Here is a 26,816-nt window from a genome sequence, read left to right as displayed (position 1 = left end):
GCGAATCCGCATTTTTTTGTTTATCTATGCTTACACACAAGTAAGCATTGGATTTAAAGCTACCCCTTCATTTAAGCCAATGCTAAATATTTCGAAAAATTACAAACTTTACACCTTATAACAAAAACCACTGTATATTTACTTGCATGTTAATCAATAAATTAAGACCATTGCGTGGCTGAAATATTTTAAGGCATTAACCAATCTGAGTTATTAGTATCGGAGTGTTCGTTGACTGTTTTACCTAAATTATCACCTGAAAATACGGTTTCCCAAGATGTTAAGTTGTACTTAGACTCATTGGCTAAAAGTCAGTACTCTGGCGACATCGAAATTAGTTATGCCAGTCGCATGGCTGTGGCAACGGACAATTCGATATATCAAAAGATACCACAAGCAGTTTTACACCCCAAACGACTAGACGATCTCACTATAATCGCATCTCTTGCGGCAAATAAGCCAGAAATAAGCTTTAGTGCGCGCGGTGGTGGTACAGGAACCAACGGGCAATCACTTACCCCAGGTATCGTAGTGGATACCTCTCGACACATGAAACAAATCTTAGAGATCAATACAGAAGAGCGTTGGGTAAGAGTACAATCAGGTGTGGTGAAGGATGCGCTGAATGATTTTTTGCGTCCTTATGGTTTTTTCTTTTCGCCAGACTTATCTACAAGTAATCGTGCGACAGTGGGTGGCATGATCAGCACAGATGCCTCAGGCCAGGGTTCACTTGTATACGGAAAAACAAGTGATCATTTGTTGTCGGTTACGGTGGTATTGGCTGGCGGCGAGGTAGTTCGAACAGAACCACTACCTGTTGCGCACGCGCAGAAAAATGCGAAAGAAAATTCGGTAAGCGGTAAAATATACAAACAGGTATTAGCTAGCTGTGTGGACAAGCGTCAGGCCATTATTGAAAAATTTCCACGCTTGAATCGATTTTTGACCGGCTACGACTTAGAACATGCTTACGATGACAAGTCTCAAACCATTGATTTAGGGCGCTTAGTTGCTGGAGCAGAGGGATCCTTAGGCTTTATTGCAGAAGCCAAGTTAAATATTACCCCTATTCCTAAGCATACGGCTTTAGTTAACGTTAAATACGACAATTTTGAATCTGCTTTACGACACGCGCCGTCTATGATTGCGGCTAACGCGACATCTGTCGAGACTGTTGACAGTAAAGTATTGAATTTGGCTCGTTCTGACATTATCTGGCACAGCGTATCAGATTTGATTCAAAACGTGCCCGATAAAACCATGGACGGTTTAAATATGGTGGAATACAACAGTGAAAATGAAGTTGAAATCACGGCAAAAATAGCCGCACTATCAGAGCGATTAGACCAAGAGATAGCGAGCCAAGAAACCGGTGTTATTGGCTATCAAGTTACCTACGACAAAGCTGAAATCAAAAAGATATATGCAATGCGTAAGAAAGCAGTGGGTCTATTGGGTAAAACCAAAGGGAATAAAAAACCTCTAGCTTTTGCCGAAGACACCGCCGTTCCACCCGAAAACTTAGCCGATTTCATTATGGAATTTAGAGCGCTGCTCGACGAACATGGATTGCAATACGGTATGTTTGGTCATGTAGACGCGGGGGTTTTGCACGTCAGACCTGCGTTAGATTTGAGTGATCCCGAGCAAGAAAAATTGCTAAAAACTATATCGGATCAGGTAGTAGAATTAGTTGCAAAATATGGTGGTTTGATGTGGGGCGAACACGGTAAGGGTTACCGCAGCGAATATGCGCCTGCCTTTTTTGGGAAAAGTTTGTACGACGAGATATGTAAAATAAAAGCGGCGTTTGACCCTTTAAATCAAATGAATCCAGGTAAAATCTGCACACCGTATGGCTCTGATGCTGAGCTTGTTAAAGTGACAGATCCTAAACGTGCGAGTTTTGATCGCGAAATCCCGATTGCTTTTAAAGAGACATTTAGTTCAGCGATGAGCTGCAACGGCAATGGTTTGTGTTTTAACTATGATACTAGTTCGCCTATGTGCCCATCGAGCAAAGTTACCAGTGATCGACGGCACAGTCCAAAAGGGCGCGCTGGCCTGATAAGGGAGTGGCTGTTTCAACTGCAGAGAGCAGGGTTTAAAACGGGTGACTTGCACTTCAAATCCTTTAAGCCCAGTTTGTTTGGCAAAGCACGAAAAGATGATGACTTTTCTCATGAAGTATTTGATGCTATGAACGGCTGCTTAGCGTGTAAATCGTGTTCTAATCAATGTCCTATTAATGTCGATGTGCCAGATTTTAGAGCTAAGTTTTTAGCGATTTATTATGCAAAGTACAAACGACCGATTAAGGACTTTTTTGTCGCAAACGTTGAACGACTTGCGCCAGTCATGGCCAAAGCCCCTGCTTTTTTTAACTTTTTCCTGTCTGCTAAGCCTACAAAATGGGTTTTGGATCGCTGGATAGGCTACGTAGATGCCCCCTTGGTGTCATCACCTTCTATACATAAACGCATAAAATCACTGAATTGTGATTACAGTTATCTTGCATTAGAGCAATTGTCTGACGAACAAAAGCGTGATTATGTGCTGATCGTCCAAGATCCATTCACGAGTTTTTATGATGCTGAATTGGTGGAAAAGTCTATTAAGTTTTTGCAAGCCATCGGAAAGCATCCTGTACTACTGCCTTTTTCACCCAATGGCAAACCTCAGCATGTCAAAGGCTTTCTGCATGCGTTTGAAAAAACAGCAACATTGACCAGCGATTTCTTAAATACAGTCGCTCGCTTGAATATTCCTATGCTTGGCGTAGATACCTCATTAGTACTTTGCTATCGTGATGAATATACTAAGATACTTGATAAAAGTAGGATTAGCTTTACCGTCCATACGCTAACTGAATACCTCTCTAAACAATCGTTTTCATTGAGCCTCAAGAGTGATGTTTGTTATAAGCTTTTAGCGCATTGCACTGAAAAAACAGCCTTGCCAAAAAGTGAAGAACAGTGGGCTAAGATATTCGCAGCTAGTGGACTGAGTCTAGAGAGCGTATCAGTAGGTTGTTGCGGCATGGCAGGTACTTATGGCCACGAGAGCGAGCACCTAGATAATTCTAAGAAAATATACAATTTAAGTTGGCAACAGCAATTGGCGCAGGTCGCAAAAACACAGGTGCTGGTGACTGGATATTCATGTAGAAGTCAGGTGAAAAGGCTTGAAGGCTTTAGGCCTAAACATCCGATAGAAGTATTGGCTGATTTGTCTACTGATTAGTACAAATAATTGTTGCTGATATGTTATTCGGTAAGCGCTGGCAGATGGCGAGTGTGTATATAGAATACACGGCAATTTGTTTAACTGGGCGCTTACCGAAAGCTCACTACTCATCTTCTGCGTTTGCAGTGGTACGAACGCGTGATGCTGTGTTTAATTTACTTTTCTTAGTTTTTACCAGTTTTACACTGAAGCTCTTTTCTGATTGGTTTAATTCTACGCTTTGAATATTTTCCAACTCTTGTTGAATTTCATTTTTGATTTTCACCGTTAGCAAGTCTTTGTCGATGTTAGACTTGATTTCTGCTTGTGCATTAGTGCCAAAGAGAGCCGCAGCTAACAATAAGACTGAAATATTTTTCATGATTTATATCCTTTTATTAATTTATGGATTAACAGTTATTTTTAATGTTATTATATTTAACAAATTTAAAAAATACTTAACATTATGATAAATAAAGAAATAATTTTATTTTCGAGTGGATATTACGGCTAAAATGAAAAATTCTTAAACGATAAAATTTGATTTTTCGGATTAGAAAAATTAATGTATGTTTCGGTTTATGTATGATTGCGATTAAATATGTCCAAACGACTTCCCCCTCTCAATGCACTTAAAGCATTTGAGTCCGCTGCAAGGCAACTCAGTTTTACCAAAGCTGCTGACGAATTATTTGTGACTCAGGCGGCGGTGAGCCATCAAATTAAATCGCTAGAAAGTCATTTATCAACTAAGCTTTTTCACCGAAAAAACCGCGCACTCCTATTAACCGAAGAAGGGCAGGCTTATTTTCATGATTTAAGAGATATCTTTATTCAAATCCAAGACGCAACAGAGCGATTGTTGGCAATGGGCGCAAAAGGTGCGATTACCGTGGCTACACCTCCTAGCTTTGCCAGTCAATGGTTGGTGCCTAAGATCCACGAGTTTTCATCCCAACACCCTGAAATTGATGTACGTATAAAGGCTGTCGATCTCGATGATGGCTTTCTCGATGATTCGGTAGATGTGGCTGTTTATCACGGTAAGGGAACTTGGCCTGGCTTACATGCCACTAAGCTGCTTACCGAATATCTCACACCAATGTGTTCGCCATTTTTTTTATTGCAGTCGGGCAAACCCTTATCAACACTCGATGACTTAAAACACCATGTCTTGCTGCACGACAACACCAGAAGTGCATGGAAAAACTGGCTAAAAGCGTTTGACGTGCGCGGCGTAAATGTCAACCAAGGACCTATTTTTAGTCATACTATGCTGGTTTTGCAGGCGGCGTCCATTGGGCAAGGCGTGGCATTATCGGATACCGTGTTGGCAAAACCAGATATTGATAGTGGTCGTTTGGTTTGTCCGTTTGAAGAAAAAATTGAGAGTAAACTCAGTTATTATGTGGTTTGTAGAGAAGAACACGCTGATAAAAGCAAAATTAGGATATTCAGTGATTGGATGCTTAGCTTGGTGGGAGAGGGGGCTTGAACGTTAAAACTTGGATTTGTGTAGGCGCTTTGCTTGCATTGACTAGCGTTGTGATGGGCGCCTTTGCCGCACATGCATTAAAAGCTACATTGTCTGACTACGCGCTTAACATCATCGATACCGGTGCGCGCTATCAGATGTATCATGCTCTCGCCATCATTTTGGTTTCGTTGGTGAGTAAGCAGCTAAACATTAGACTTTATATGACGCAAGCCTGCTTCACAGCAGGCATTGTGTTGTTTAGCGGCAGCTTATATTTGCTTGCAATTACCGAGTTAAGGTGGTTTGCCTATATCACGCCCATTGGTGGCATGCTATTGATACTGGCATGGGTTTCATTAATTTTTTCGGTGCTAAAGGCGAATACCCATGTCTAAGTATTTACTCTATTGTCGGGCAGGGTACGAATCTGATCTAGCTTCGGAAATTGATAGTAAGCTAGCGTTATTGCATGGCTATGGTTACGCAAAGCTAGTTAAAAATAGTGGATACCTGCACTACACAGTGCAATCTGATAGTGGCTTTCCCCGTTTGAGCGACTTGATCTTTGCACGTCAAAAACTAGAGATAGTAGCCAATGTTGCGTTTGATGACACGCTGGATCGCATTACCAAACTCATTGATGTATTAGGTAATCAAAATAGCATGCTATTTGGCGATGTCATGCTCGAATATGCCGATACTGAATCAGGCCGAACCATCGCCAAATTTTGTAAAAAGTTTACTGTTCCTCTGCGCGCAGCGCTACGTAAAAATGTCTTCCTTACGGCTAAACAAAATAACAATAAACCCAGACTACATCTTTTTTTTGAAAGCAGTGATGCGTGTATTGTGGCAGTATCAAAGGCAAATGATCGTTCTGATGAATACTTAGGCATACGGCGACTAAAATTCCCACAAGATGCCCCATCTCGATCGACCTTAAAATTGGAAGAGGCCATTACGTTTTTTTATACCCCTGCACAACAATCACTACTTTTCAAAAAAGGGATGACCGCCGTCGATCTTGGTGCTTGTCCAGGAGGGTGGACGTATCAGCTTGTCAAAAGAGGAGTGAAAGTTGAAGCTATTGACAATGGTGCTATTGCTGATTCATTAATGAAAACTGGCATGGTTAAACACTTTGCTGTAGACGGTTTTGTGTATCAGCCGCTTGACGGCCACGTTGATTGGTTGGTGTGTGACATGATAGAAAAACCTGACAAGGTCGCATCGTTGATGGTCAATTGGTTAAAAAATAATTGGGCCAGTGCCGCTATTTTTAATCTGAAACTTCCGATGAAAAAGCGTTTTCAGACTGTTGATGTATTGTTGAAACAGATTGCTGAGGAACTGGGTGGTTTGTCGGCGATGCAAATCCAAGCAAAGCATCTTTACCACAATAGAGACGAGGTAACGGTGAGTGTTATTAAGAACAGCTCACTTTTTGACGTTTAACTTAAAAGGCTGCATAAAAAATCAAAGCGTATATGGATATACTCGCAGCGATTTTGCGGCAAACAAAGTTGAACCTCTATGCCTTATCCCGCTTTCTACTGAAGGAGAGCGTCGCGGATCAAAAAATAGCCTTTGCACACAGGTATTTTATTCTTTAAATGAGTTCAAATGTTTCTCGCCATAATTATTCGCGAAAAAGGGTGTAAATATAGTCCAATAATCTATATAATCCGCCAGCAAATTTTTTCGAACCAATTATATAAGTGGAACTATGGCAGACCTATCGCATTATCGAAATATTGGTATCTTTGCCCACGTAGACGCGGGTAAAACTACCACTACAGAACGTATTCTTAAACTTACCGGTAAAATTCATAAAACTGGTGAGGTACATGACGGTGAATCAACTACTGACTTCATGGAGCAAGAAGCAGAGCGTGGAATTACAATCCAGTCTGCTGCAACGACATGTTTCTGGAAAGACCATCGTATGAATATCATCGATACCCCTGGACACGTTGATTTTACTGTTGAAGTATATCGTTCGCTTAAAGTCCTTGATGGTGGTGTAGGTGTATTCTGTGGGTCTGGTGGTGTTGAGCCACAATCCGAAACTAACTGGCGTTATGCTAACGAATCAGAAGTTGCGCGTATTATCTTTGTAAATAAACTTGACCGCATGGGTGCAGACTTCTACCGCGTTGTTAAGCAAGTTAAAGATGTATTAGGTGCTAACCCACTTGTTATGGCTTTGCCTATCGGTATCGAAGACGATTTTGTTGGCATCGTAGATGTTCTTGAGAAAAAAGCATACGTTTGGGACGACAGTGGTCTTCCTGAAAACTACGAAGTCCAAGATGTTCCTGCGGATATGGTAGACAAAGTCAATGAGTACCACGAACAGTTGATAGAGACGGCTGTTGAACAGGACGATGACCTAATGATGGCTTACATGGATGGGGAAGAACCTTCTATCGCAGACATCAAACGCTGCATTCGCGAAGGTACGCGTAAACTAGATTTCTTCCCCACTTACTGTGGTTCAGCTTTTAAAAACAAAGGTGTTCAGAACGTACTTGATGCTGTTGTTGATTACTTACCTAGCCCAACTGAAGTTGATCCTCAGCCATTGACTGATGAAGAAACCGGTGAGCCTACAGGTGAAGTGGCAACTGTTTCTGTTGATGAGCCTTTCCGTGCGCTAGCGTTCAAAATTATGGATGATCGCTTTGGCGCATTGACCTTTGTCCGTATCTACTCAGGTGTGTTGAACAAAGGTGATACCATTCTTAACTCAGCGACAGGTAAAACTGAGCGTATCGGCCGAATGGTAGAAATGCACGCGAATGACCGTACGGAACTCAATTCTGCCCAAGCAGGTGACATCATTGCTATCGTAGGTATGAAAAATGTACAAACGGGTCATACACTGTGTGATCAAAAGAACCCTTGTACGCTTGAGCCTATGATTTTCCCTGAGCCGGTAATTTCTATTGCAGTTGCGCCAAAAGACAAAGGTTCTACTGAGAAAATGGGTATCGCAATTGGTAAAATGGTTGCAGAAGATCCTTCTTTCCAAGTTGAAACAGACGAAGACTCTGGTGAAACCATACTTAAAGGAATGGGTGAGCTTCACTTAGATATCAAAGTTGATATCTTAAAGCGTACTTATGGTGTTGAGTTAGAAGTAGGTCAGCCTCAGGTTGCTTACCGTGAGACAATCACTATGCCTGTTGAAGATTCTTACACACACAAGAAGCAGTCTGGTGGTTCTGGTCAGTTTGGTAAGATCGACTATAAGATCCGCCCAGGTGAGCCAAATAGCGGATTCGTTTTCACCTCAACAGTTGTAGGTGGTAATGTACCTAAGGAATTCTTCCCAGCGATTGAGAAGGGCTTTAAGGGTATGATGAACGAAGGTGTACTTGCGGGCTTCCCAGTACTTGATGTTGAAGTCGAGCTGTTTGACGGTGGTTTCCACGCAGTTGACTCATCGGCAGTAGCGTTCGAGATTGCAGCTAAAGGTGCATTCCGTCAGTCTATGCCAAAAGCCGGTCCTCAGTTAATTGAGCCAATCATGAAGGTTGACGTGTTCACGCCTGAAGATCACGTAGGTGATGTCATCGGTGACCTTAACCGTCGCCGTGGTATGATCAAAGACCAAGAAGCTGGTGTAACAGGCGTACGTATTAAAGCTGATGTGCCGCTGTCTGAAATGTTTGGTTATATCGGTCACTTACGTACGATGACCTCTGGTCGTGGTCAGTTCTCTATGGAATTTTCTCACTACAACCCTTGTCCACAAAATGTAGCTGAAAAAGTCATTGAAGAGACAAAAGCAAGAAAAGAAGCCAAATAAATCACTTCTTAGCAAATAAACAAACCCCGACAATGTGTTGGGGTTTTTTTTGTTCTTTTGCTTTAGTTGTTTGCTTATTTCGATTTTAGGTTATTTAAACATGTCATCAACGATTGTTCTATTTGCTTGTTATTGCCTTTGTCATCAGAGTATTGGTAATCATAGAAGTGTTCTACAAAGTTATGCAAAGCATCACGCTGCGCTTTGTCAAAAGACGGTGATATGCGTTGTGTAAATTGCTTTAGTGTTTCGTGAATTTCTTTTTTATGGCCTTTGTTCTCTAGGGCTTCGACGAGCACTAAGTCGGGTGAAATGTGACTGGCGCGTAGCCATCGCTTCCATGGCACAAATAATATGCAAATAAATATCGCTATCGCTGCAAAACTAGCAATAAGAAAGGTAATGAGGTTTTTAGCGCTTGCTTTTCCGAATAACCATTCGAGTATATTGCGCTGACTGTCCTGATCAAAGTCGAGCACAAACTGCGACCAATTGTGGTTTGCAACGGTAAGGAGGTCGTTGAGCTGTTTAAACCCCCATAGACTTGCCATATTTCTAAACAAGTCACTACCTTCAACAAGCTCGCTTTCATCCTCTTCAAGAGAAGACAACAAACCTGATAACAAACGGTTGGGGGCAACTAAAGCGGTAGGATCGATTCTGATCCAGCCAGCGTTATCATCCCACGCTTCAACCCAAGCATGAGCATCATACTGCCTCACTGTGATAATGTTCTCGCCCTGCAATTGACCACCTTGATATCCAGTTACAATTCTTGCCGGAACACCCGCAACACGCAACATAAAGGTAAGTGCAGACGCATAATGTGAACAAAAGCCGCGTTGATAGTCAAAGAGAAACTGATCAACAGACGCTTGTTGCATTAGCGGTGGTTTGAGGGTGTATGAAAACGCCTCCTCGGTAAATTTAGCGTTGAGCGCTTGAATGATCTCCAGAGTATTTTTGTTGGATAAATTGAGAGTATTTACCCATTCTATTGTTCTTGGGTTTGTCTCTGAGGGCGTCTGCAAATATTTTTCAAAGTTAAGCGTATTTTTAAAATGATTGAGTTTCATCGATGGATACGCTGCCAATATATAAAGGCTAGGTTGCACCGACGCTTGCTGTGTATGCAGTTGATAATTTTGATTCACATATATATCTTGTGCACTCATCACATTGATAACCTGTGGTACGTCGAGCGAAAACAGCCATTTTGTATGAGTGGGTTCGGCCATAATCAAGTATAGAAAGCTTTCTCCTTGATAAGGTAAGTTGCTCGACATTTGATTGCCCACTGACTCCGCCGCAATTGACCATGTTGCGCCGTCAAAATAGTCAAGCACAATTGAGCGCCAATAACGCTCTGAGGGGGCGGGAATGGCATCGCTAAATTCAGCTCTAAATACTAAGTTTGCAGATTGCGCTAAATTTGCAATATCGCCAGGTGTGACACTTTCGCTCAAACCTGTTTGCGTTGTGCGTTCGGTCGGTGTCTGCCAAAAAGGGGGAAGGCGAGGCACGATTAAAAACAAAGCGAGCGCAATAGGCAGGGTTTGCAATAGCAGTTTATTGGTTTGTAGAAAACTGTGCCGCGTAATTAATTTACCGGCATTGAGTAAAAATGCCACATACATTAAATTCACGATAGCTATAGCGTAGTAAATAGCAAAACCCACACCTTGGTGATAGATAAAACCGCATGCAATCAGAAACAGCTGGACAACTAAAATGGTATGTAAATCAGATTTTTTATGCAGCATCATAAACTTTAGACAGCAGGCCACAACCAGCAAATTAACCATTGTTGAGAGCAGTCCATAGTCGTCAGAAAACAAGACCAAAAGTGCTAGGCAAAAAATGGCAAAAATATTTAAGGTTTTGTTTTTTAACGCGGGAATAAAATAAAAAGCACGGGCACCGGCAATACTGACGGCACAGATGAACAATACCCAAACCCATACCATAATGGGCGAAGCCAGTGGCATCACTATATAGCAAAAGCACATAACCGAAATAAGTGCAGGGAGTTTAGAGGGGTTGATATACTGGCTCATTTGTTAACTGCGTTCCCCACTTGAGAAAACGCTTCACGCGTTTCTGCCTGGCCTTCGTTAGACGGGTACTTCGCTAGACTCAATAAACATTCCTGTAAATGTTTTTCTCCGAGGTTGGGGAGTATTTTATGATCGCCAAGATCTAAACCGAAACTGACTTTGTCTCGACTCAATTCTTGTACCTGAAAACACAATACGCTTAAGGCTCGTTCAAGCGGCAAATCAGCGTGATCTTTAAGTCTTAGCCAGCCACTTACACCCTTACTTTCGTTAAAATCTTTGCTTAATAATCCTAGTCCTTTAGCTAAGTGCTTCCATGATACATGGTGCAGAGGGTCGGTTTTTTGATATTGCCGAATACCTTGGAGGTTGTCAGAAATAGACAGTTGAGAGTCTGAGCTTTTGTCGACTAAGTTTTCGTCATGCATGTGATGCAACACGATAGCCCTTTTTTCGACAGCCGGATAAACAATTAATGGGCATTTGGGAACTATATAACTCCAGCACTTGAACAAACCAAAACCATATATACCGTTGACAGTAACTTTACCCAAATCATGTAAGCCTCTTTTTTGCTTAGGCAAGCGAATATCAAAACTTACTTCTGTGTTGTCATGCGATGTTTCATTTGGGAAGTGGTAAGACTTACCTTCAATTATAAAATTGAGTTCTCCACCAAGGTATTGCCCACTGGAGCTAATTTGCAGTCTTATGTGTGGTTTTCTGTTCGCATAATCAGGTATAGGAGGACAGACTGTGATTTTGTACTGAGTAAAAAAGAAATAGTTGTGAAACAAAGACAACAAATTTAAGGCAATAATAAAATAACTGAGGCTCAGTACAATATTGTTTTGGTAATTGGTGCCTAAAACGAATAAGCATATCGCGACTGCGATAGTAGACCAGCCAAAACTAGTGGGTAAAATAAAGGTGTTGTGTAAGCCAAAGCCCTTTGCTTGACGCGCATCTGCCCGTTTTACCACCCATTCATAGTGTAAAGCCCAATAGCGCTTCTTTAAGGATAAAATCATGCCGCAAGTGGGTCGACTTGCTGTAACAAATGTTCGCTGTAACTTGAGCCAGTTTGACTATATAACTGACCGCGCAAACGATGTTCAGTTACGGAGGGAAAGACAAATTGAATATCTTCAGGGGTAACAAAATCACGTCTGTTAATAAACGCACAAGCTTGAGCGCATCGAAAAATCGCTTTTGTGGCGCGTGGTGATAAAGCATTAGGGAAATCACTGCTCTCTCTACTTAGGCGCACTAGTTTTAACAAATAATTGAGTACTGCATCACTAACAACGACTTTGGTGACGGTTTGTTGCATGACACTGAGTGTTTCAATAGGTAACAAAGTATCGAGGATGAGCGGTGAATCTTGATTTAGCAACATGTGTTTTTCAGATTCAAAATCTGGATAGCCCAAGGAAATTTGCATTTGAAAACGGTCAAGTTGTGATTCTGGTAAGGGGTGAGTACCTGATTGGTGTAAGGGGTTTTGCGAGGCAATGACGAAAAATGGTTCGGGCAGTTTGTAGCTTTCGCCATCAATGGTCACTTGACGCTCAGCCATTGCTTCGAGTAATGCACTTTGGGTTTTAGGGCTAGCACGGTTTATTTCGTCGGCAAGTACCAGTTGATGAAATATTGGTCCAGGATGAAAACTAAAGGCATTGTTTTTCTGATCATAAATATTCACGCCCAACATATCCGCAGGCAATAAATCAGAGGTGAACTGAATACGCGAGTAATTTAAACCGAGAGTGGCAGCAAGTGCTTGAGACAGGGTCGTTTTCCCCATTCCTGGCAAGTCTTCCAGTAGTAGGTGGCCATTAGCTAAAATACAGATCAAACTTAACTCAATTTGAGTATGTTTTCCTCGTACAATGTTACCTATTTTATCTATACATTGGCGAATATCAGAGCGCATGGTAAGAGTCTTATTGTTTTGAGCGAATATCAACTTTACAATACTAGAGGATTAAATTTAACAAGCAATTATCATTCTGAATACCGAGGTATGAGTTTTTAGTGTGATGATATGCTCTATTGACAGTTTGCATGAATGTAAGGGCTTCAAAGGAAAGGCATCGACAATCACAAAAACGCTGCAAGTACATCCATGTACGCTTATATTTTTCTTCCATGAAAAATACATTTTGTGATTGTCGATGCCTTTCCTTTGAAGCCCTTACATTCATTCATCACTATTAGCGAAGCGACAAAAAGCGCTACACTTTTCTGGGAAAGACTATTTTATGCCTCCACACTCTATGGCGGGAAAACTACCTGCACAAGCACAATTGATAAACGTCGCTAAATTGGTCACGGATTACTATCGATTCGTACCCGATCCAAATGAGCCTACACAAGCTGTGAGCTTTGGTACATCAGGGCACCGAGGCACCTCTTCCAATTGTTCTTTTAACGATACGCATATTGCTGCTATCAGCCAAGCATTAGCGGAGTACCGCGTAAAACATGATATCACTGGTCCAATGTTCGTGGGTAAGGATACCCATGCACTTTCGGAACCCGCAATGGTGACCGCGATCGAAGTATTATGCGCAAATGGCATCACTGTTTATGTGCAGCTTGACAATGGATTTACACCCACGCCTGTTATTTCACAGCGCATTGTCAGTTACAACCGAGAGCGCAAAAGCGGTTTTGCTGATGGCGTTGTGATTACTCCTTCTCACAACCCTCCCACTGATGGTGGTTTCAAGTACAATCAATTACATGGTGGGCCTGCCGACAGTCAAGCTACGACTGAAATTCAACAGCGTGCAAATGAAATAATATCTAGTCAGTCAAAAGCCGTTAAACGCATGGATATCAAGCGTTGCTTTGGTTCTGCCTTAGTGAAAGAAATCGATTTTTCTGACGATTACATCGAATCCTTATCCAAGGTCATTGATATGCAGGCTATTGCCAATGCTGGCATCAAACTTGGCACTGATCCATTGGGTGGCTCGGGGTTAGCCTATTGGGACAAGATTGCTGAGCATTATGGTTTAAGTATTGATGTGGTTAACCCTAGTTTAGATCAACGTTTTGCTTTTATGCCTTGCGACCATGATGGGAAAATTCGCATGGATTGCAGCTCTCCTTTTGCCATGTCAGGCTTGATCAAATTGAAGGACAACTATGACATTGCTTTTGGTAATGACCCTGACTTCGACCGTCACGGAATTGTGACCCCCTCTGCTGGTTTAATGAACCCTAACCACTATCTCTCAGTGGCCATTAATTACTTGTATCAACACAGAAGCGATTGGTCATCTTTATTATCTGTCGGTAAAACGCTGGTATCGAGCTCTATGATTGACCGAGTGGCGCATAAGCTGGGTCGTGACTTAGTCGAAATGCCCGTGGGCTTTAAGTGGTTTGTTGAAGGCTTGTCAAAGCAAACTATTGGTTTTGCGGGTGAGGAGTCTGCTGGCGGTATTTTCTTGCAGCGTGATGGTAAAACATGGGCAACAGATAAAGACGGTTTTATTTTAAGTTTATTAGCCGCTGAGATTACTGCTGTGACGAGCAAAGACCCAGGAGAGCATTATAAGCAATTGACCCAATCGTTTGGTGAGCCGGTTTATCAGCGGATTGATGTTGCTACTTCCCTTGAGGAAAAGCAGCGCTTGTCCTCTGTCGATAGTTCGGCAATAACGGCAACTGAAATTGCGGGAGAAGAAATTGTAAATGTTCAAAGTAAAGCCCCTGGCAACGACGCAAAAATCGGCGGATTAAAAGTATCCACTGAAAATGGATGGTTTGCAGCGCGCCCATCAGGCACAGAAGATGTGTATAAAATTTATGCTGAAAGCTTTCGGGATGAAGCGCATTTACAAACGCTTTTAAATGAAGCCCAATCTCTCGTATCGGAGACCTTGAAGTAAGAGAAAGGAAAGTGACGTATCAGGGTAAATGTTATTAATATGTTGCAATTAGTGCAAAAAATAGGCAAGCAAGTCAATTTTTAAAAATCTTTAACGTTTTGGTAACATATGAGCGCTAAAACCCACATATTTCCTGTAGTTTTGATAAAAAACATGTACTACACTTTTCCCGTTGATTCGACTCCACGGGAAAAGTGTTTATGCCTGCACAAAAGAAAGTAACGACAAAAACTGCCGCAAAAACTACCAGCAACACTTCAAAAGCAAAAACTAAGGGGCAGGGCGCTGCCACTTCTGTCTCTATTCAATTGGACAAAGACGACTTCAAACAAGCGGTGATAAGAAATCTTCACCGTACCTTGGGGACGGATGAAAACAAGGCCAACAAGCATGCGTGGTGGAAGGCGACGAGTGCGGCAATGCAAGAGTTGGTATTTGAGCGTTTGAGAACGACACAAAAGACGCATTATCTGAATGATACGCGTGCGGTACACTACTTTTCTGCCGAGTTCTTAATGGGGCGCTTGCTATCAAACAATATGCACAATTTTGAGCTTTTTGACACGGCAAAACGCGCTCTAAAAGAGTTAGGCGTTGACCTTGTCGATATGCTTGAAGAAGAGCCAGATATGGCATTGGGTAATGGTGGTTTAGGGAGGCTTGCAGCATGCTTCATTGATTCTCTGGCAACCATGGAATTTCCGGCAATTGGCTATGGTATTCATTACGAGCACGGCCTGTTTCGTCAAGAAATCAGAAACGGTGCACAAATTGAAAGACCCGATAGCTGGCGAGACTACGGCAACCCTTGGGAAATATGTCGTCCTGAATCTATACAGCAAATTAGTTTGTACGGTTATGTTGAAACGAAATATGACGAAGACGGCAAGATTCACAAAGAGTGGCATCCGGGCTCAATTGTGACTGGCGTGCCTTGGGATATTCCTATTGTCGGCTATGGCGGAAAGACCGTAAATGTGCTGCGCTTATGGCAAAGCCAATCTTCAGAATATTTTAACTGGGATGTGTTTAATGCAGGCGGCTATGTTGACGCTCAACGCGAGAATGTAGAGTCAGAGACAATCTCTAAAGTGTTGTACCCGAACGATGAAACGGAAGCAGGAAAAGAGCTTCGCTTGATTCAGCAATACTTTTTTAGTGCATGCTCACTTAAGGACATCATTCGCCGTTATAAGCGCGTACATGGGGATGATTGGAGCCGCTTTGCTGAGCAAGTGGTGATTCAACTTAATGACACTCACCCAGCAATCGCAATACCCGAATTGATGCGTATACTTGTGGATAGAGCCGAACTCTCTTGGAACGTCGCGTGGGAGATATGTACGCAAACATTCGCTTACACTAATCATACTTTACTACCGGAAGCGTTGGAAAAATGGCCAGTTCGTATGATCGGAAAAATACTACCGCGTCATTTAGAAATAATTTACGAAATAAATCATCGTTTTATGGCTGAAGTCGACGCAAAATGGCCAGGCAACAATGAGATAAAAGCAAAACTATCAATTATTGAAGAAAGCAACGAAAAAATGGTGCGAATGGGCAATTTGTCTGTTGTTGGCTCGTTTGCTGTAAATGGTGTGGCCGAAATACACTCTGCTTTGGTTAAAAGTCAATTATTCCCCGAATTTAACGAGTTATATCCTGGTAAGCTCACCAATGTGACAAATGGTATTACGCCAAGACGTTGGTTAAAGGCGTGTAATCCTAGTTTATCTGCATTGATTACTAAAAAGATTGGGGGTGATTGGATACTCAATCTTGATAAGCTGGATGATTTGTCTGCTTTTGCCAGCAACAAAACCTTCCAAAACCAATTCATGAAGGTTAAACAGCAAAATAAGCTAGCTCTTGCGGAAGAGATTAAGAAATTAACAGGTATTATTGTTGATCCGAAAGCGATATTCGATATACAAATCAAACGTTTGCACGAATACAAACGTCAGCATCTGAATTTACTGCATATTCTGGCTCTGTATCGCCGGCTACTGCAAGACCCCGATTATGATATGCACCCTCGCGTATTCATTTTTGGCGCAAAAGCCGCACCAGGTTATGCATTAGCGAAGACCATTATTTACGCCATCAATGTGGTAGCGGATAAGATCAATAATGATAGTCGTGTCAATGAGAAGCTAAAAGTAGTGTTTTTGCCAAACTACCGAGTATCGTTAGCGGAAAAAATGATCCCTGCTGCAGACGTGTCACAGCAAATTTCTACTGCAGGTAAAGAAGCATCAGGCACAGGGAATATGAAACTGGCTCTAAATGGTGCCATTACAATAGGTACACTTGATGGCGCCAATATTGAAATCGCTGAAGAAGTAGGTGAAGACAATATATTTATATTTGGCTTAACTGTTGATGAAGTCAACGAAACGCTAAGTGCGGGCTACAACCCCTATGATTATTACTATAGCAACGAAGAATTAAAGGCGACCATAGACTGGTTAGATAGCGATTATTTCACTCCAGGTAACCCTCATGCGCTATCTTCACTTAAACATAGTTTGCTTGAAGGCGGTGATCCGTATTTAGTTCTCGCTGATTTTGAGGATTATTGTAAGGCGAATCTGGCACTTGATTTAGCCTATAGAGATAAGTCTAAGTGGGCTAAAATGGCTATTTTAAATACAGCTAAAATGGGTAAGTTTACCTCTGATCGTTCAATCAAAGATTATGTAGAACGCATTTGGAAGCTTGATAGTTGCCAAGTGAAATAAAGGTAATCAGCCCGGAATAGGCAGTTTCTGATGGTCTAATACATAAATTGGATTTGCACAAATTGTAAGCCAGTAACAACAGCCTCTAGACAAAAGAATAAAAAGCCGGTTTTAAACCGGTTTTTTTATAAAGAAAATCCGCAGGTTTACGATAACAAAATGAGTACGCGGGAGTCCGTTTGTTTTTTTGGATAAAGGCAACCCGCTAATTTGTTACACAGTGGACTTTATGATTAGAAGCATACATAAGCATTTAAATGAAATTCCCAACCGATATCATTTCATCGAGTTAATCGAAGAAACCGCTGCAAAAAAAAGTCGGTTCAGCGTTATGTTTATGGATGTCATGCGTTTTTCAGATGTGTCAGCGGCCTTTGACCATAAATCAGGTGATGAAGTTCTACTGCAAATCGTCAATCATATCTGCGCTATATTCACCAATGCTTGTGCGGTAGGGCGCTTAAGTGGTGATATATTTGGCGTGGTGTTTGATGATGCCGTTACAGACAAAGACATCAGAAATGAGCACGCACGCTTAATCTCTCATTTTAAAACACCACTTAGCGTCAATAATACCGCTTTTATCGCTGACTTTAATGTGGGGGCGGCTATCAAAAAGACGGAAGGCTCAGATGTTAATACCATTATTTCTCTCGCGGAAAGTGCACTCAGAAAATCTAAATCTAATCGTCATGTCAATTTTACGCTGTTAACTGATGAGACCAATGAAAATCACGGTAAAGGTTTAGCACTGAAAGCGGATCTTACTCGCGCTCTAAATAACGACGAATTAGAATTGTACTTTCAACCAAAAGTTGACTTGCAATCGTATAAAATTATTGGCGGAGAGTGCTTGCTAAGATGGAATCATCCCTTAGATGGTGTGGTCTTCCCAGGTACTTTATTACAAGCAGCCGAATCTTACAATATGATGAATGAATTAGGCTATTGGACTTTAGAAAATGCATTTAGAAGCTTGGCTTTGTTAAGGCAGGAAGGTTGTGAAATACCTATTTCAGTTAATCTATCTCCAACGCAGTTGTACGATCCTCGCTTATTACCAATATTGAGGAAATTTATTCGGGACTATCAAATAGAAGCAAACCTCATTGAGATTGAGTTAACTGAAGATGTGATGCTTACAAACTCGTTACTAGTTAAGCGACAATTAAGCGAAATTAAATCGTTGGGAATTGCCCTATCCATGGACGACTTTGGGAAAGGATATTCAAACTTGTCTTTTGTCAGGGATCTTGATTTGGATGCCATCAAAATTGATAAAGCCTTTGTTTTTGAATTATCAGAATCCCCCGTAAATTCAGCTATTATTCAAGCGACAAAAGTGATTTGTGATGCAAAAGGTTGTGAAACGTTCGCAGAAGGAATAGAGACTTTACAGCAGTTGGCTATTTTGCAGTCTATGGGAATTTCTAAGGGCCAAGGCTTTTTGTTTTCTCCTGCCGTTCCTATTGCAAAGTTCCTAGAGCAAATTAAAAAAGGCGACTTTTCTCAAGTCTTGTATGACGATACATCCTCTGGGGTAGCGTAAGGGGAGTTAATTGTACTTTCGAGGAGCGATTAAACCGAACTCGGTGCTCTATCTTTGATTTATGTGCTAGCATGCTCTGCTATTTAAGTTAGTAAGCACATTAATATGAATTCTCCACTCAGTGACTATCTCTCGTACTCACTACAACACTATACGCAATGGAAAGCGTTTTCTGGCACTATTGGCTCTGCCATAGCATTTAAAAGTGAAGTACCTGGCGTACTTTTGATAACACCGATTGCTGAGCAAACACCTTGCAAGCGCATCATACTCTCTTGCGGTATTCATGGAAACGAGACAGCACCTATCGAAATTTGCAATGCCTTAATACGCGACATTTATGAAGAAAAGCTTTCTTGCCAACACGAACTAATGTTTGTTTTTGGTAATTTACCCGCTATGCAAATAGCCAAGCGCTTTGTTGATGAAAACCTCAATCGTTTGTTTGATCCAGAAGCGTCAACTTTATCTGGTTTACTCGAAGAAGAAGCCAATCAAGATATGCTGAATCTCGAAGAGCATCGTGCGTTAGTTTTAAAGCACGCCGTCGATAACTTTTTTTCGAACGCAAGCTCTGAACAACAGCTCATACACTACGATTTACATACGGCTATTCGCCCTTCTAAAAATGAAAAATTTGCGGTGTATCCGTATTTGCATGGCAGGCCTTATTGCAAAGAACAGTTACAATTTTTATCTGATTGCGGTGTGAATACTATATTACTATCTCAAACACCCGCGACAACATTTAGCTATTATTCGTCGCGTAAATTTGGTGCACATGCTTTCACGGTAGAGTTGGGTAAAGTGAAACCCTTCGGAGAAAATGACATGGCATCGTTTACAGCTGTGACACATATGCTAGCCCAGCTAATCAAGAAAGAAGCAGTGCGTATCAGTAAATATGAAGACTGCCCCTTGGAAATTTTTACTGTAAATCAAGTCATCAATAAGACGAAAGATGATTTTTCATTACATTTTTCTGACGATGCGGCAAATTTTACTGCCTTCAAGAAAGGGGAGGTGTTGGCGAGTGAATCAGGTGCTGAATACTGCGCTGAGTATGATGGCGAAGCCATTGTGTTCCCAAATGCGCAGGTTGCGCTCGGGCAACGTGCGCTGTTAACGGTTATTCCGTGCGAGCTTTAAGAAAGCAAATTATTATTTAAAGTAGGAGAATACGATGATAATTACTACCACTAATGCAATTGAAAGACAAAAAATCGAGCAGTACCACGGCGTAGTTATTGGCGAAGCCATTATGGGGGCAAATGTCTTTAAAGATCTTTTTGCATCAATTAGAGACATAGTTGGCGGACGCTCAGGTGCCTATGAAGAAGAACTCACAAAAGCGAGAAAAATAGCATTTGCGGAAATCGAACGAGAAGCGTACATGTTGGGTGCCAATGCGATCGTTGGTGTCGACCTAGATTATGAAGTGGTAGGCCAAAATGGCAGTATGCTAATGGTGAGTATTAGTGGTACCGCCGTTAAAACGGTACCAGTGTAAAAAGAGATAAGTTTAGAAAGAAGTCGAAGTATCTAAATTATTCTATCGTATAGGGTTCGCGCTCTTTGGCTTCTTGTTTATTCTTTTCAAACAAACCATTATAAAAATCGTCTTTCGCTTTTTTGTATTCCCAAGACTGGTACAAGATATTATTCATATTTTTACTGTTCCATGTATTCCATAATTCGGCCAGTTCGGCCTGTTTTTGTGGCATTTGGTCAACAATGTTATTTTGTTCACTTGGGTCGTTGATCATATCAAAAAATGCGCGACCAACATTGGGGAGCGGTTGGCGCATGTATTTTGCTTCTGGTGTTCTTACCGCATAAATGTGATCGGCTTCTTCCAGTCGCCAAAATAGAGCAGGGTGGGGCGAATCTGTTTTTTCTTTGGTGAAGTACGGCAGTAAATTGACTCCCTCTAGCAAACCTTCTGGGTCACTGGCGCCCGATATTGCGACGGATGTGGCAGCGATATCGAGTGCCGAAACCAATCCGTCAAAAGCAAAGCCTTGTTTAATTTTGTTTGGCCAATGTGCAAGGAAGGGGACTTTAATTCCGCCTTCTAAAAGCGCTACTTTTCCTCTTCTGTAAGGTGAATTGTCCGACCAATCTAGAGTGGGCAGCCATTCTTCGGGATAAACGCCGCCATTGTCAGACAGGAAAAAAATAAGCGTATTATCTAGTTTCTTTGTCCGCTTTAAAGCATCAATGATAAGCCCGATACCCTGATCCATTTCATCGATCATGGCGGCGTAGACTCTGCGCTCCATGTCCTCAATATGGCTGTATTTTTCAATTGTTTCGGCCGGCGCTTGCAAAGGTGTATGTGGGGCGTTGTATGACATGTAAATCATGAACGGCTTGTCAGTTTGCTTTTGAATGTATTTTACTGCGTCTTTACTTAGTGCTGTGGTCAGATATTCGTCAAATTCGGCGACTGTCGTATTTCTCATTATAGGAAGCAGATACCCCCCCGCACCGACATGCACCTCACCAGGCATATAGTTATGACCACCGTCTAGAAAGCCATAGAAATAATCAAAGCCGCGTTTAGTCGGTTGAAAACGTGGTGCGCCCCCTAAGTGCCACTTACCAAAAATGGCAGTGTTGTAACCAACTTCTTGCAAACGTTTAGCAAAGGTTTTTTCTGACAATGGTAAGCCCATATGTTTGTCGTCAGGCGAGTAAGAAACATTGTTTTCCATACCAAACCTTGCTTGATAGCGACCAGTTAATAAACCGGCTCTGGATGGGCCACAATAAGGGTGGGTGACATAGCCATTTTTAAATACTACGCCGTTATGCGCCAAGGCATCGATATTGGGCGTTTTTATGTCCTCAGCGCCGGTGTAACCTAAATCTCGGTATCCGAGATCATCGGCAAGAATGACCATAATATTGGGTCTTTCATCGGCATATACATTGACAACTGAAAGAGACAACAAGCTGAACAGCCACATGAGTCTATTTGTTAGCTTTTTGGACGAACAATATTTCATACTACTAAACCTTAATCTTTTACGTGATTTCTATATTTATCCATGCGTTCCATCGCTTGCCCCTCGTATTCCCGTTTTAACTGCCATAATGGACGCTCAAGTGTTAGTTCCCATGCAAATAATTTTTTATACAAGGATTTCAGTTTTTCGGGGTGTTTATTTGCCAAATTGTTTTGCTCAGCTTGGTCAAGGGCTAAATTGTACAGTTCTGCAGGCCTGTCCGGAAAACGCAGCATTTTCCAATCACCGTCTCTGATAGCACCTCGGTTTTCCTTTTTCCAATATAGCGTTTGGTGAGGTCGTTGGCTGTTTCTCTTCGATATATAGGGAAGCAAGTTTTTTCCGTCTGCCGCTGCTAGGTCTTTGGGCGCACCGCCTGCCGCAGCATAAAATGTGGGAAGTAAATCAAGTGTACTAATTGGGTAGTCATATTTAATTTTTTGCGGTAATTTGGCTGGCCAAGACATAATAAAAGGTACGCGGATACCCCCTTCTAAATGATTGGCTTTTGTGCCACTTAGCGGTGCATTGTTTGACGCATTCTGATCACTTGGCCCACCATTGTCATTGGTAAATACTAAAATCGTGTTTTCGCGTAAATTTAAGGCTTCTAAACGTTCGTTCAAACGACCTATTGCTCTGTCCATAGATAAGGTCATTGCAGCCAGTGTTTTGCGCGTACCATTGATATTTGGAAATGCCTCTAAATCTTGTCGCTCTGCCTGCATTGGCGCATGCACGGCAGTGAGTGATAAAAAGGTAAAAAATGGCGCGGCTCGGTTTTCTTCGATGAATTCGATGGTTTTGTTTACCAAAGCATCAGTAAGATATTCAGGTGACTCGGCAAAGTGGCGGAAACCCTCCTCTAAATAATCTTCTTGACGGGGGTTAGGGTTTTGCTCGTTGAAGGGGAAGTAGCTTCTTGCTCCTCCTCTAAACCCATAAAAGTAGTCGAACCCTCTTTTTAATGGGTGAAAGGCATCTTTATTGCCTTGGTGCCACTTACCGATTAGTGCGGTGGTATAGCCTTTTTCTTTTAAGAATTGCGGCATTATCGGCACGTCAAGCGGCAAACCCATATCATCTCCAGTAATACCCGACTGACTCATATAGCCTGGCACGTTGTTTTCTTCGTACCCAAATTTTTGTTGATATTGCCCACTTAAAATCCCCGCCCTTGATGGACCGCATACGGCTGCTGTCACATAAGCCTGCGAAAAGACAATACCTTCATTGGCTAGTGCATCCAAATTAGGTGTAATCATCGTTTTGCTGCCTTGAAAACCAAAATCATGATAACCAGCGTCATCTGCGAGAATAAGAATGATGTTCGGTTTTTGTGGCTGGTTATTCTCTTCTTGCGCATGAGTATAAAATATACTCATCAACATCAATGTCATGGCGCAAAACATTGAGCTTAGCTTTGCACCCTGCCGTAGTAATACACCTTGCCTTAGTAATTCTGTGTTCAAACTTACCTCTTTTTTCAAATTTGGTATACCGCCGAAATTAATTACAAGACTACCGAATATTTTATAAACCTACTTAAAAAATAGGATGTGAGTTTATAAAAATCGGCTATTTTTACATGATTTGTTTTTACTAGGCAATTTTAGGGTGAGCTTATCATCAATACTCGTTAACATACGCGCTCGAAACAAAACAGGTTATTTATGAGCGACGTAACTTTACCGTGGAGTGAATTTGTTCGGGCAATTTTACCTCTAATAGCAGCAGTTATTTATTTACTCACACTTGTATATTTTACTTTGGTCAGACACAAGGTGCAGGGATACGCGTACTTTTTTACTTTTATATTGAGCTTTTCATTTTTTTTAATTGGTCCTGTGATCAACTTATTGCCTTTTGAAAGTGCGCATCGTTACTTTGATATATTTCGCAACTTGTTACTGTTTTCTGTTGGTATTCCTGCACTTACTATAGGTTTGGGTACGTTTGCTGAAGTGCAAATAAAGCGGCGGTACAAGCTGCTCGTATTCGCGTTGGGGTGGGTATGGAGTGCCTATTTTATTTTGTCACCTCCTTTACGATATATTGTCAATGATCAGTTTAGCTGGGCATTTCTTGATATAGCGCCGTCAAATATATATCAGGCTCAAGCATTCATAATTGTTTTTGCTTTAGCCTTGCCGACCCTTGTGGTTTTATTTAACTCTAAACACAAAGTGTATCAGCCAGCGCATAAACGGCGTTTAAGATGGATATGTATGGGAACGTTATGGCTGAGCCTATGCATGTGTTTAGGCTTGTTACTGCAACAATGGGGCATGTACTACGGTGGTGCGAGTATTTCTGCCTTAATATGGGCATGGGCAATTTATCAAGGTGTTTACCACCAACAATTGGCGCTCAATCAGCGACATATGCACCAAATTGAACTCGCTAAACGACACTTTAGCTCGAACAATGCGGATGACTATGAAGGCTATCCCCAAGGTCAACTTAGTCAATCATTTCCTTTTCGTTTGCGGAAGCAATTTATCGATACTGTTTATGAGGGTCAAGAAGAAGATACGATTGATAGCTTTTCTGCTTATCGTGAGGCATTGACTACTTTCACACAACATGAGCTGAGTGCATATAAAGTGTGTATGAAAGAAACCATTTATCTCATGGTAGAAGAAGCAATTAAACGAGGGAAAATACCTAGCGAATTACTTAGTTTATTGAATTCAGTGAGTGCAGATATCAATAACTTAGGATCAATAGAGCAAGTAGATGAAACTATACTCAGCTGTGCGAACAATCTGTCATACAATTCACCCGCAAAATCAAAAGAGTCACCTGATCAATTACTGGTTGATCACATCATTCAATATCTATTGTCTAACTACCATAAAAATATCAACCTTGACCAAATCGCGGAAGAGGTGGGAGCGAGCAGGGCGAAAGCGACAAAGGTATTTAAAAAGCTCACGCAGCTAACGATCAATCAATACCTCACCAAAGTCAGAATTGATAAAGCTAAAGTACTATTGAAAGATCATGGTGTAACTGAAACTGCCTTGGACGTCGGGTTTAGCAATCCTTCATATTTTACGACGGTATTTAAAAAGCAGACCGGTGTGTCACCGACCGAATATCAACAAAAAATAAGGGTACAAGACTCACGCAGCAGTGAACAAAAACAAACGTAAAAATGAAAGGCAGCGCCTTTCACATACCATATTCTGCAAGCTTACGTGATATTGGCACCCGCTCGCTAAATTCGCGTTATCGCTATAGCGCAATGCGCGGAATCCATAGCTTACGGATTCAATACACTGCAATATCTCTCATCCCTGAAGTGTTATTAGCTTCGATTCTCGGTTTGTAATTTAATTATCTGCAATTTGCATGATAACAAATTGATTTTTATGAGTATGTGGAAACCGAGAATTCGCGCTATGGCTTTTAGGTATAATTATTTTTTAGTCGTTATGCGCACTAAAATAGGCGGCTGTGTTGACATTTTTCTCGAATTGTCGTCACAATATCTTGATGCACGCAGAAAAACAGTCGTTTTGCTGTCGGACAACTCAGCCGCTAAAAGTGAGGCATCAAACTATGATAGAAGCCCGTGGGGCGACGAGGTAACATGCAAAGATCGTCACTGCATAAGCTGAGCATCGGAGAAACATGAGTAGAGAAGAGGTTGTCTCCCAAGAACAAGCTGATGACGGGGACAAAATACCTAAACGGCATTTCGCCCCGTATCTTGGTTATTAGTTCCCGCTAGGAAAGTTTATGAGAAAGGAATTTTTAATTTTAATCGTGGCTATTTTTGTCGCTGCTTGTAATTCGATAAGCAACTCTTCACAACACACCGATTCTCCTTGCTCGCTCCTTATGGACAGAGCTATGAGTCATGGTGTTCAAGGCTGGGTTCGGCTATCTTTCGATATCACCGAAATAGGCAATACTGATAACATAGAAGTTATAGATTCTTCTCATGCAAACATATTCGACGATGCGGCGATTTGTTCCCTATTGCAATGGAAATATAGGCCTAAGATTCAAAATGGTACACCTGTTAGGCAAACCAACCAAACCGTTCAATTAGACTTCAAATATGAATAGCATGGGAACTAACAAGCGCCTCATGGCAGTCGCTGGCGCGACTTCGGACACCCAATTTGTTGTGCAATTTGCATTTAGCTGCGCTACATTTTTGCAAATTCCCCAACAACAAATTCCCCAACAAATCGTGCGCCGCATAGGCGAGTGTTATACGCTGATGGAATTTGCATCGTGAGTTTTAATAAAGATTTAAAATCCAAGCCTAAGAAAAATCGTTTTTTCCCTTTACGATTTGGTGATGCTGTTCGAGCAGTGAAAGACCTTAATTTGAAGCAGTATGATGATAGCCGTCTAGCGGTTAGGATGGAGAATATTGAAGGCGAATTTAAGAACGGATTTCCATTATTTGACTTGGTTCCAGAAGAGGAACTAGCGATATTTTCCCTCAGTGAAAATTTATCAACTAAGCCCATACATAAAGCCATCATGCTTGCTCTGTCAAAAGCCAGTAAATTAAAAGTTAAGCCTAAAGACCACATTCACAACTCTTACTTTAGTGCTTATTTCAACTCAGATAATCAGGTGGTAATTGTCCGTGTAGATCGAACCTGCAAATTAAAAAGGTATAGGGGTGATGACAAGCTTAAAAACGCTAGGTATGTTGGTAGCTCTTGTAAAGAGGTTGTATTAGAGTCATTTTGCGTATAACACATATGAGCCTCGGGGCTGTCAATAGATAAAACTAATCCCTTGATCATTTTTTCAAGATCAATCTACTACCTTTTTCGGATCTGTTTACTTCGTCTGTCATGGTCGATGTTAAGCGTATAGCTTACGTCAAACACATATAGAGGATCTCTTGTGCAGCTATTGCCGCAGCCAGTTTTAATCCTTCCATAGATACAACTGGGTCACTAGACATTCATCGATTAACCTTCATCTGTCTTATTCAAAACGAAGTGGCTATTTTATCCAGTTAGTATCGGGCTCAGTAAAGGTGTAAGCATATTC

At 41.5% G+C, this 26,816-nt stretch carries 19 protein-coding genes; 13 read left to right on the top strand and 6 right to left on the bottom strand.

Annotated features, from left to right (window positions below; translation table 11 throughout):
* The first annotated feature begins 231 nt into the window (after nucleotides 1-231).
* A complete protein-coding gene (ydiJ, locus tag ACFOHL_RS02275) occupies nucleotides 232-3,246 on the top strand; it encodes a D-2-hydroxyglutarate dehydrogenase YdiJ (protein WP_376918582.1) in 3,015 nt (1,004 codons plus the stop codon).
* A gap of 106 nt (nucleotides 3,247-3,352) precedes the next feature.
* Here ydiJ and ACFOHL_RS02270 read toward each other — a convergent pair whose 3' ends face one another.
* Nucleotides 3,353-3,610 (bottom strand): hypothetical protein, encoded by a 258-nt coding sequence (locus ACFOHL_RS02270; RefSeq protein WP_376918581.1) that lies wholly within the window; start codon nucleotides 3,608-3,610, stop codon nucleotides 3,353-3,355.
* 219 nt (nucleotides 3,611-3,829) lie between these two features.
* On the opposite strand from ACFOHL_RS02270, the gene ACFOHL_RS02265 reads away from it, so the two are divergent.
* From ACFOHL_RS02265 to fusA, 4 genes are all read left to right on the top strand, one after another.
* Complete coding sequence (locus ACFOHL_RS02265) at nucleotides 3,830-4,723, top strand: transcriptional regulator GcvA (RefSeq protein ID WP_376918580.1); 894 nt, start codon at nucleotides 3,830-3,832, stop codon at nucleotides 4,721-4,723.
* A complete protein-coding gene (locus tag ACFOHL_RS02260; RefSeq protein ID WP_376918579.1) occupies nucleotides 4,720-5,100 on the top strand; it encodes a DUF423 domain-containing protein in 381 nt (126 codons plus the stop codon). Before ACFOHL_RS02265 ends, ACFOHL_RS02260 begins: the two co-directional genes overlap by 4 nt.
* On the top strand, nucleotides 5,093-6,160 hold the full coding sequence (gene rlmM / locus ACFOHL_RS02255; protein WP_376918578.1) for a 23S rRNA (cytidine(2498)-2'-O)-methyltransferase RlmM: 1,068 nt from the start codon (nucleotides 5,093-5,095) through the stop codon (nucleotides 6,158-6,160). Before ACFOHL_RS02260 ends, rlmM begins: the two co-directional genes overlap by 8 nt.
* A 271-nt stretch (nucleotides 6,161-6,431) precedes the next feature.
* A complete protein-coding gene (fusA, locus tag ACFOHL_RS02250; protein WP_376918577.1) occupies nucleotides 6,432-8,519 on the top strand; it encodes an elongation factor G in 2,088 nt (695 codons plus the stop codon).
* 74 nt (nucleotides 8,520-8,593) lie between these two features.
* On the opposite strand, the gene ACFOHL_RS02245 is transcribed toward fusA, so the two are convergent.
* From ACFOHL_RS02245 to ACFOHL_RS02235, 3 genes are read right to left on the bottom strand one after another with little or no spacing between them, the layout of a single operon-like run.
* Nucleotides 8,594-10,576, bottom strand: coding sequence for a transglutaminase family protein (locus tag ACFOHL_RS02245; RefSeq protein ID WP_376918576.1), 1,983 nt, complete (start codon nucleotides 10,574-10,576; stop codon nucleotides 8,594-8,596).
* Nucleotides 10,573-11,607 (bottom strand): DUF58 domain-containing protein, encoded by a 1,035-nt coding sequence (locus ACFOHL_RS02240; protein WP_376918575.1) that lies wholly within the window; start codon nucleotides 11,605-11,607, stop codon nucleotides 10,573-10,575. The genes ACFOHL_RS02245 and ACFOHL_RS02240 overlap by 4 nt, the downstream gene beginning before the upstream one ends.
* A complete protein-coding gene (locus ACFOHL_RS02235; protein WP_376918574.1) occupies nucleotides 11,604-12,512 on the bottom strand; it encodes an AAA family ATPase in 909 nt (302 codons plus the stop codon). Before ACFOHL_RS02235 ends, ACFOHL_RS02240 begins: the two co-directional genes overlap by 4 nt.
* Nucleotides 12,513-12,840: 328 nt before the next feature.
* Between ACFOHL_RS02235 and pgm the strand changes: the two genes are divergently transcribed.
* The 5 genes from pgm (at nucleotide 12,841) to ACFOHL_RS02210 (ending at nucleotide 20,284) form a co-directional block, all read left to right on the top strand.
* On the top strand, nucleotides 12,841-14,481 hold the full coding sequence (gene pgm / locus ACFOHL_RS02230; protein WP_376918573.1) for a phosphoglucomutase (alpha-D-glucose-1,6-bisphosphate-dependent): 1,641 nt from the start codon (nucleotides 12,841-12,843) through the stop codon (nucleotides 14,479-14,481).
* Nucleotides 14,482-14,681: 200 nt separating this feature from the next.
* On the top strand, nucleotides 14,682-17,225 hold the full coding sequence (locus ACFOHL_RS02225) for a glycogen/starch/alpha-glucan phosphorylase (protein ID WP_376918572.1): 2,544 nt from the start codon (nucleotides 14,682-14,684) through the stop codon (nucleotides 17,223-17,225).
* A gap of 229 nt (nucleotides 17,226-17,454) precedes the next feature.
* Nucleotides 17,455-18,774 (top strand): putative bifunctional diguanylate cyclase/phosphodiesterase, encoded by a 1,320-nt coding sequence (locus ACFOHL_RS02220; protein ID WP_376918571.1) that lies wholly within the window; start codon nucleotides 17,455-17,457, stop codon nucleotides 18,772-18,774.
* A gap of 105 nt (nucleotides 18,775-18,879) precedes the next feature.
* The gene (astE, locus tag ACFOHL_RS02215) at nucleotides 18,880-19,923 is read left to right on the top strand and encodes a succinylglutamate desuccinylase (RefSeq protein ID WP_376918570.1); all 1,044 of its coding nucleotides are present in this window, start codon (nucleotides 18,880-18,882) and stop codon (nucleotides 19,921-19,923) included.
* A 34-nt stretch (nucleotides 19,924-19,957) separates the two neighbouring features.
* Nucleotides 19,958-20,284: a heavy metal-binding domain-containing protein gene (locus tag ACFOHL_RS02210; RefSeq protein WP_376918569.1), complete on the top strand. Its 327-nt coding sequence runs from the start codon at nucleotides 19,958-19,960 to the stop codon at nucleotides 20,282-20,284.
* 37 nt (nucleotides 20,285-20,321) lie between these two features.
* Here the strand turns inward: ACFOHL_RS02210 and ACFOHL_RS02205 are convergent, their stop codons facing one another.
* Together ACFOHL_RS02205 and ACFOHL_RS02200 are read right to left on the bottom strand one after the other, a co-directional pair.
* Entirely contained in the window at nucleotides 20,322-21,785 is a 1,464-nt protein-coding gene (locus ACFOHL_RS02205) for a sulfatase family protein (protein ID WP_376918568.1), read from the bottom strand.
* An 11-nt stretch (nucleotides 21,786-21,796) separates the two neighbouring features.
* A complete protein-coding gene (locus tag ACFOHL_RS02200) occupies nucleotides 21,797-23,257 on the bottom strand; it encodes a sulfatase-like hydrolase/transferase (protein ID WP_376918567.1) in 1,461 nt (486 codons plus the stop codon).
* A 201-nt stretch (nucleotides 23,258-23,458) separates the two neighbouring features.
* Between ACFOHL_RS02200 and ACFOHL_RS02195 the strand changes: the two genes are divergently transcribed.
* From ACFOHL_RS02195 to ACFOHL_RS02185, 3 genes are all read left to right on the top strand, one after another.
* Nucleotides 23,459-24,943, top strand: a complete 1,485-nt coding sequence (locus ACFOHL_RS02195) for a helix-turn-helix transcriptional regulator (protein WP_376918566.1) — start codon at nucleotides 23,459-23,461, stop codon at nucleotides 24,941-24,943.
* A 589-nt stretch (nucleotides 24,944-25,532) separates the two neighbouring features.
* Nucleotides 25,533-25,865 (top strand): energy transducer TonB, encoded by a 333-nt coding sequence (locus tag ACFOHL_RS02190; RefSeq protein WP_376918565.1) that lies wholly within the window; start codon nucleotides 25,533-25,535, stop codon nucleotides 25,863-25,865.
* Between the two features lie 171 nt (nucleotides 25,866-26,036).
* Nucleotides 26,037-26,513 (top strand): hypothetical protein, encoded by a 477-nt coding sequence (locus tag ACFOHL_RS02185; protein ID WP_376918564.1) that lies wholly within the window; start codon nucleotides 26,037-26,039, stop codon nucleotides 26,511-26,513.
* Nucleotides 26,514-26,816: the final 303 nt, after the last annotated feature.

The sequence above is a fragment of the Agaribacter flavus genome (assembly GCF_042646125.1).
Taxonomy (GTDB): domain Bacteria; phylum Pseudomonadota; class Gammaproteobacteria; order Enterobacterales; family Alteromonadaceae; genus Glaciecola; species Glaciecola flavus.
This window is presented reverse-complemented; position numbering and strand designations above follow the sequence as displayed.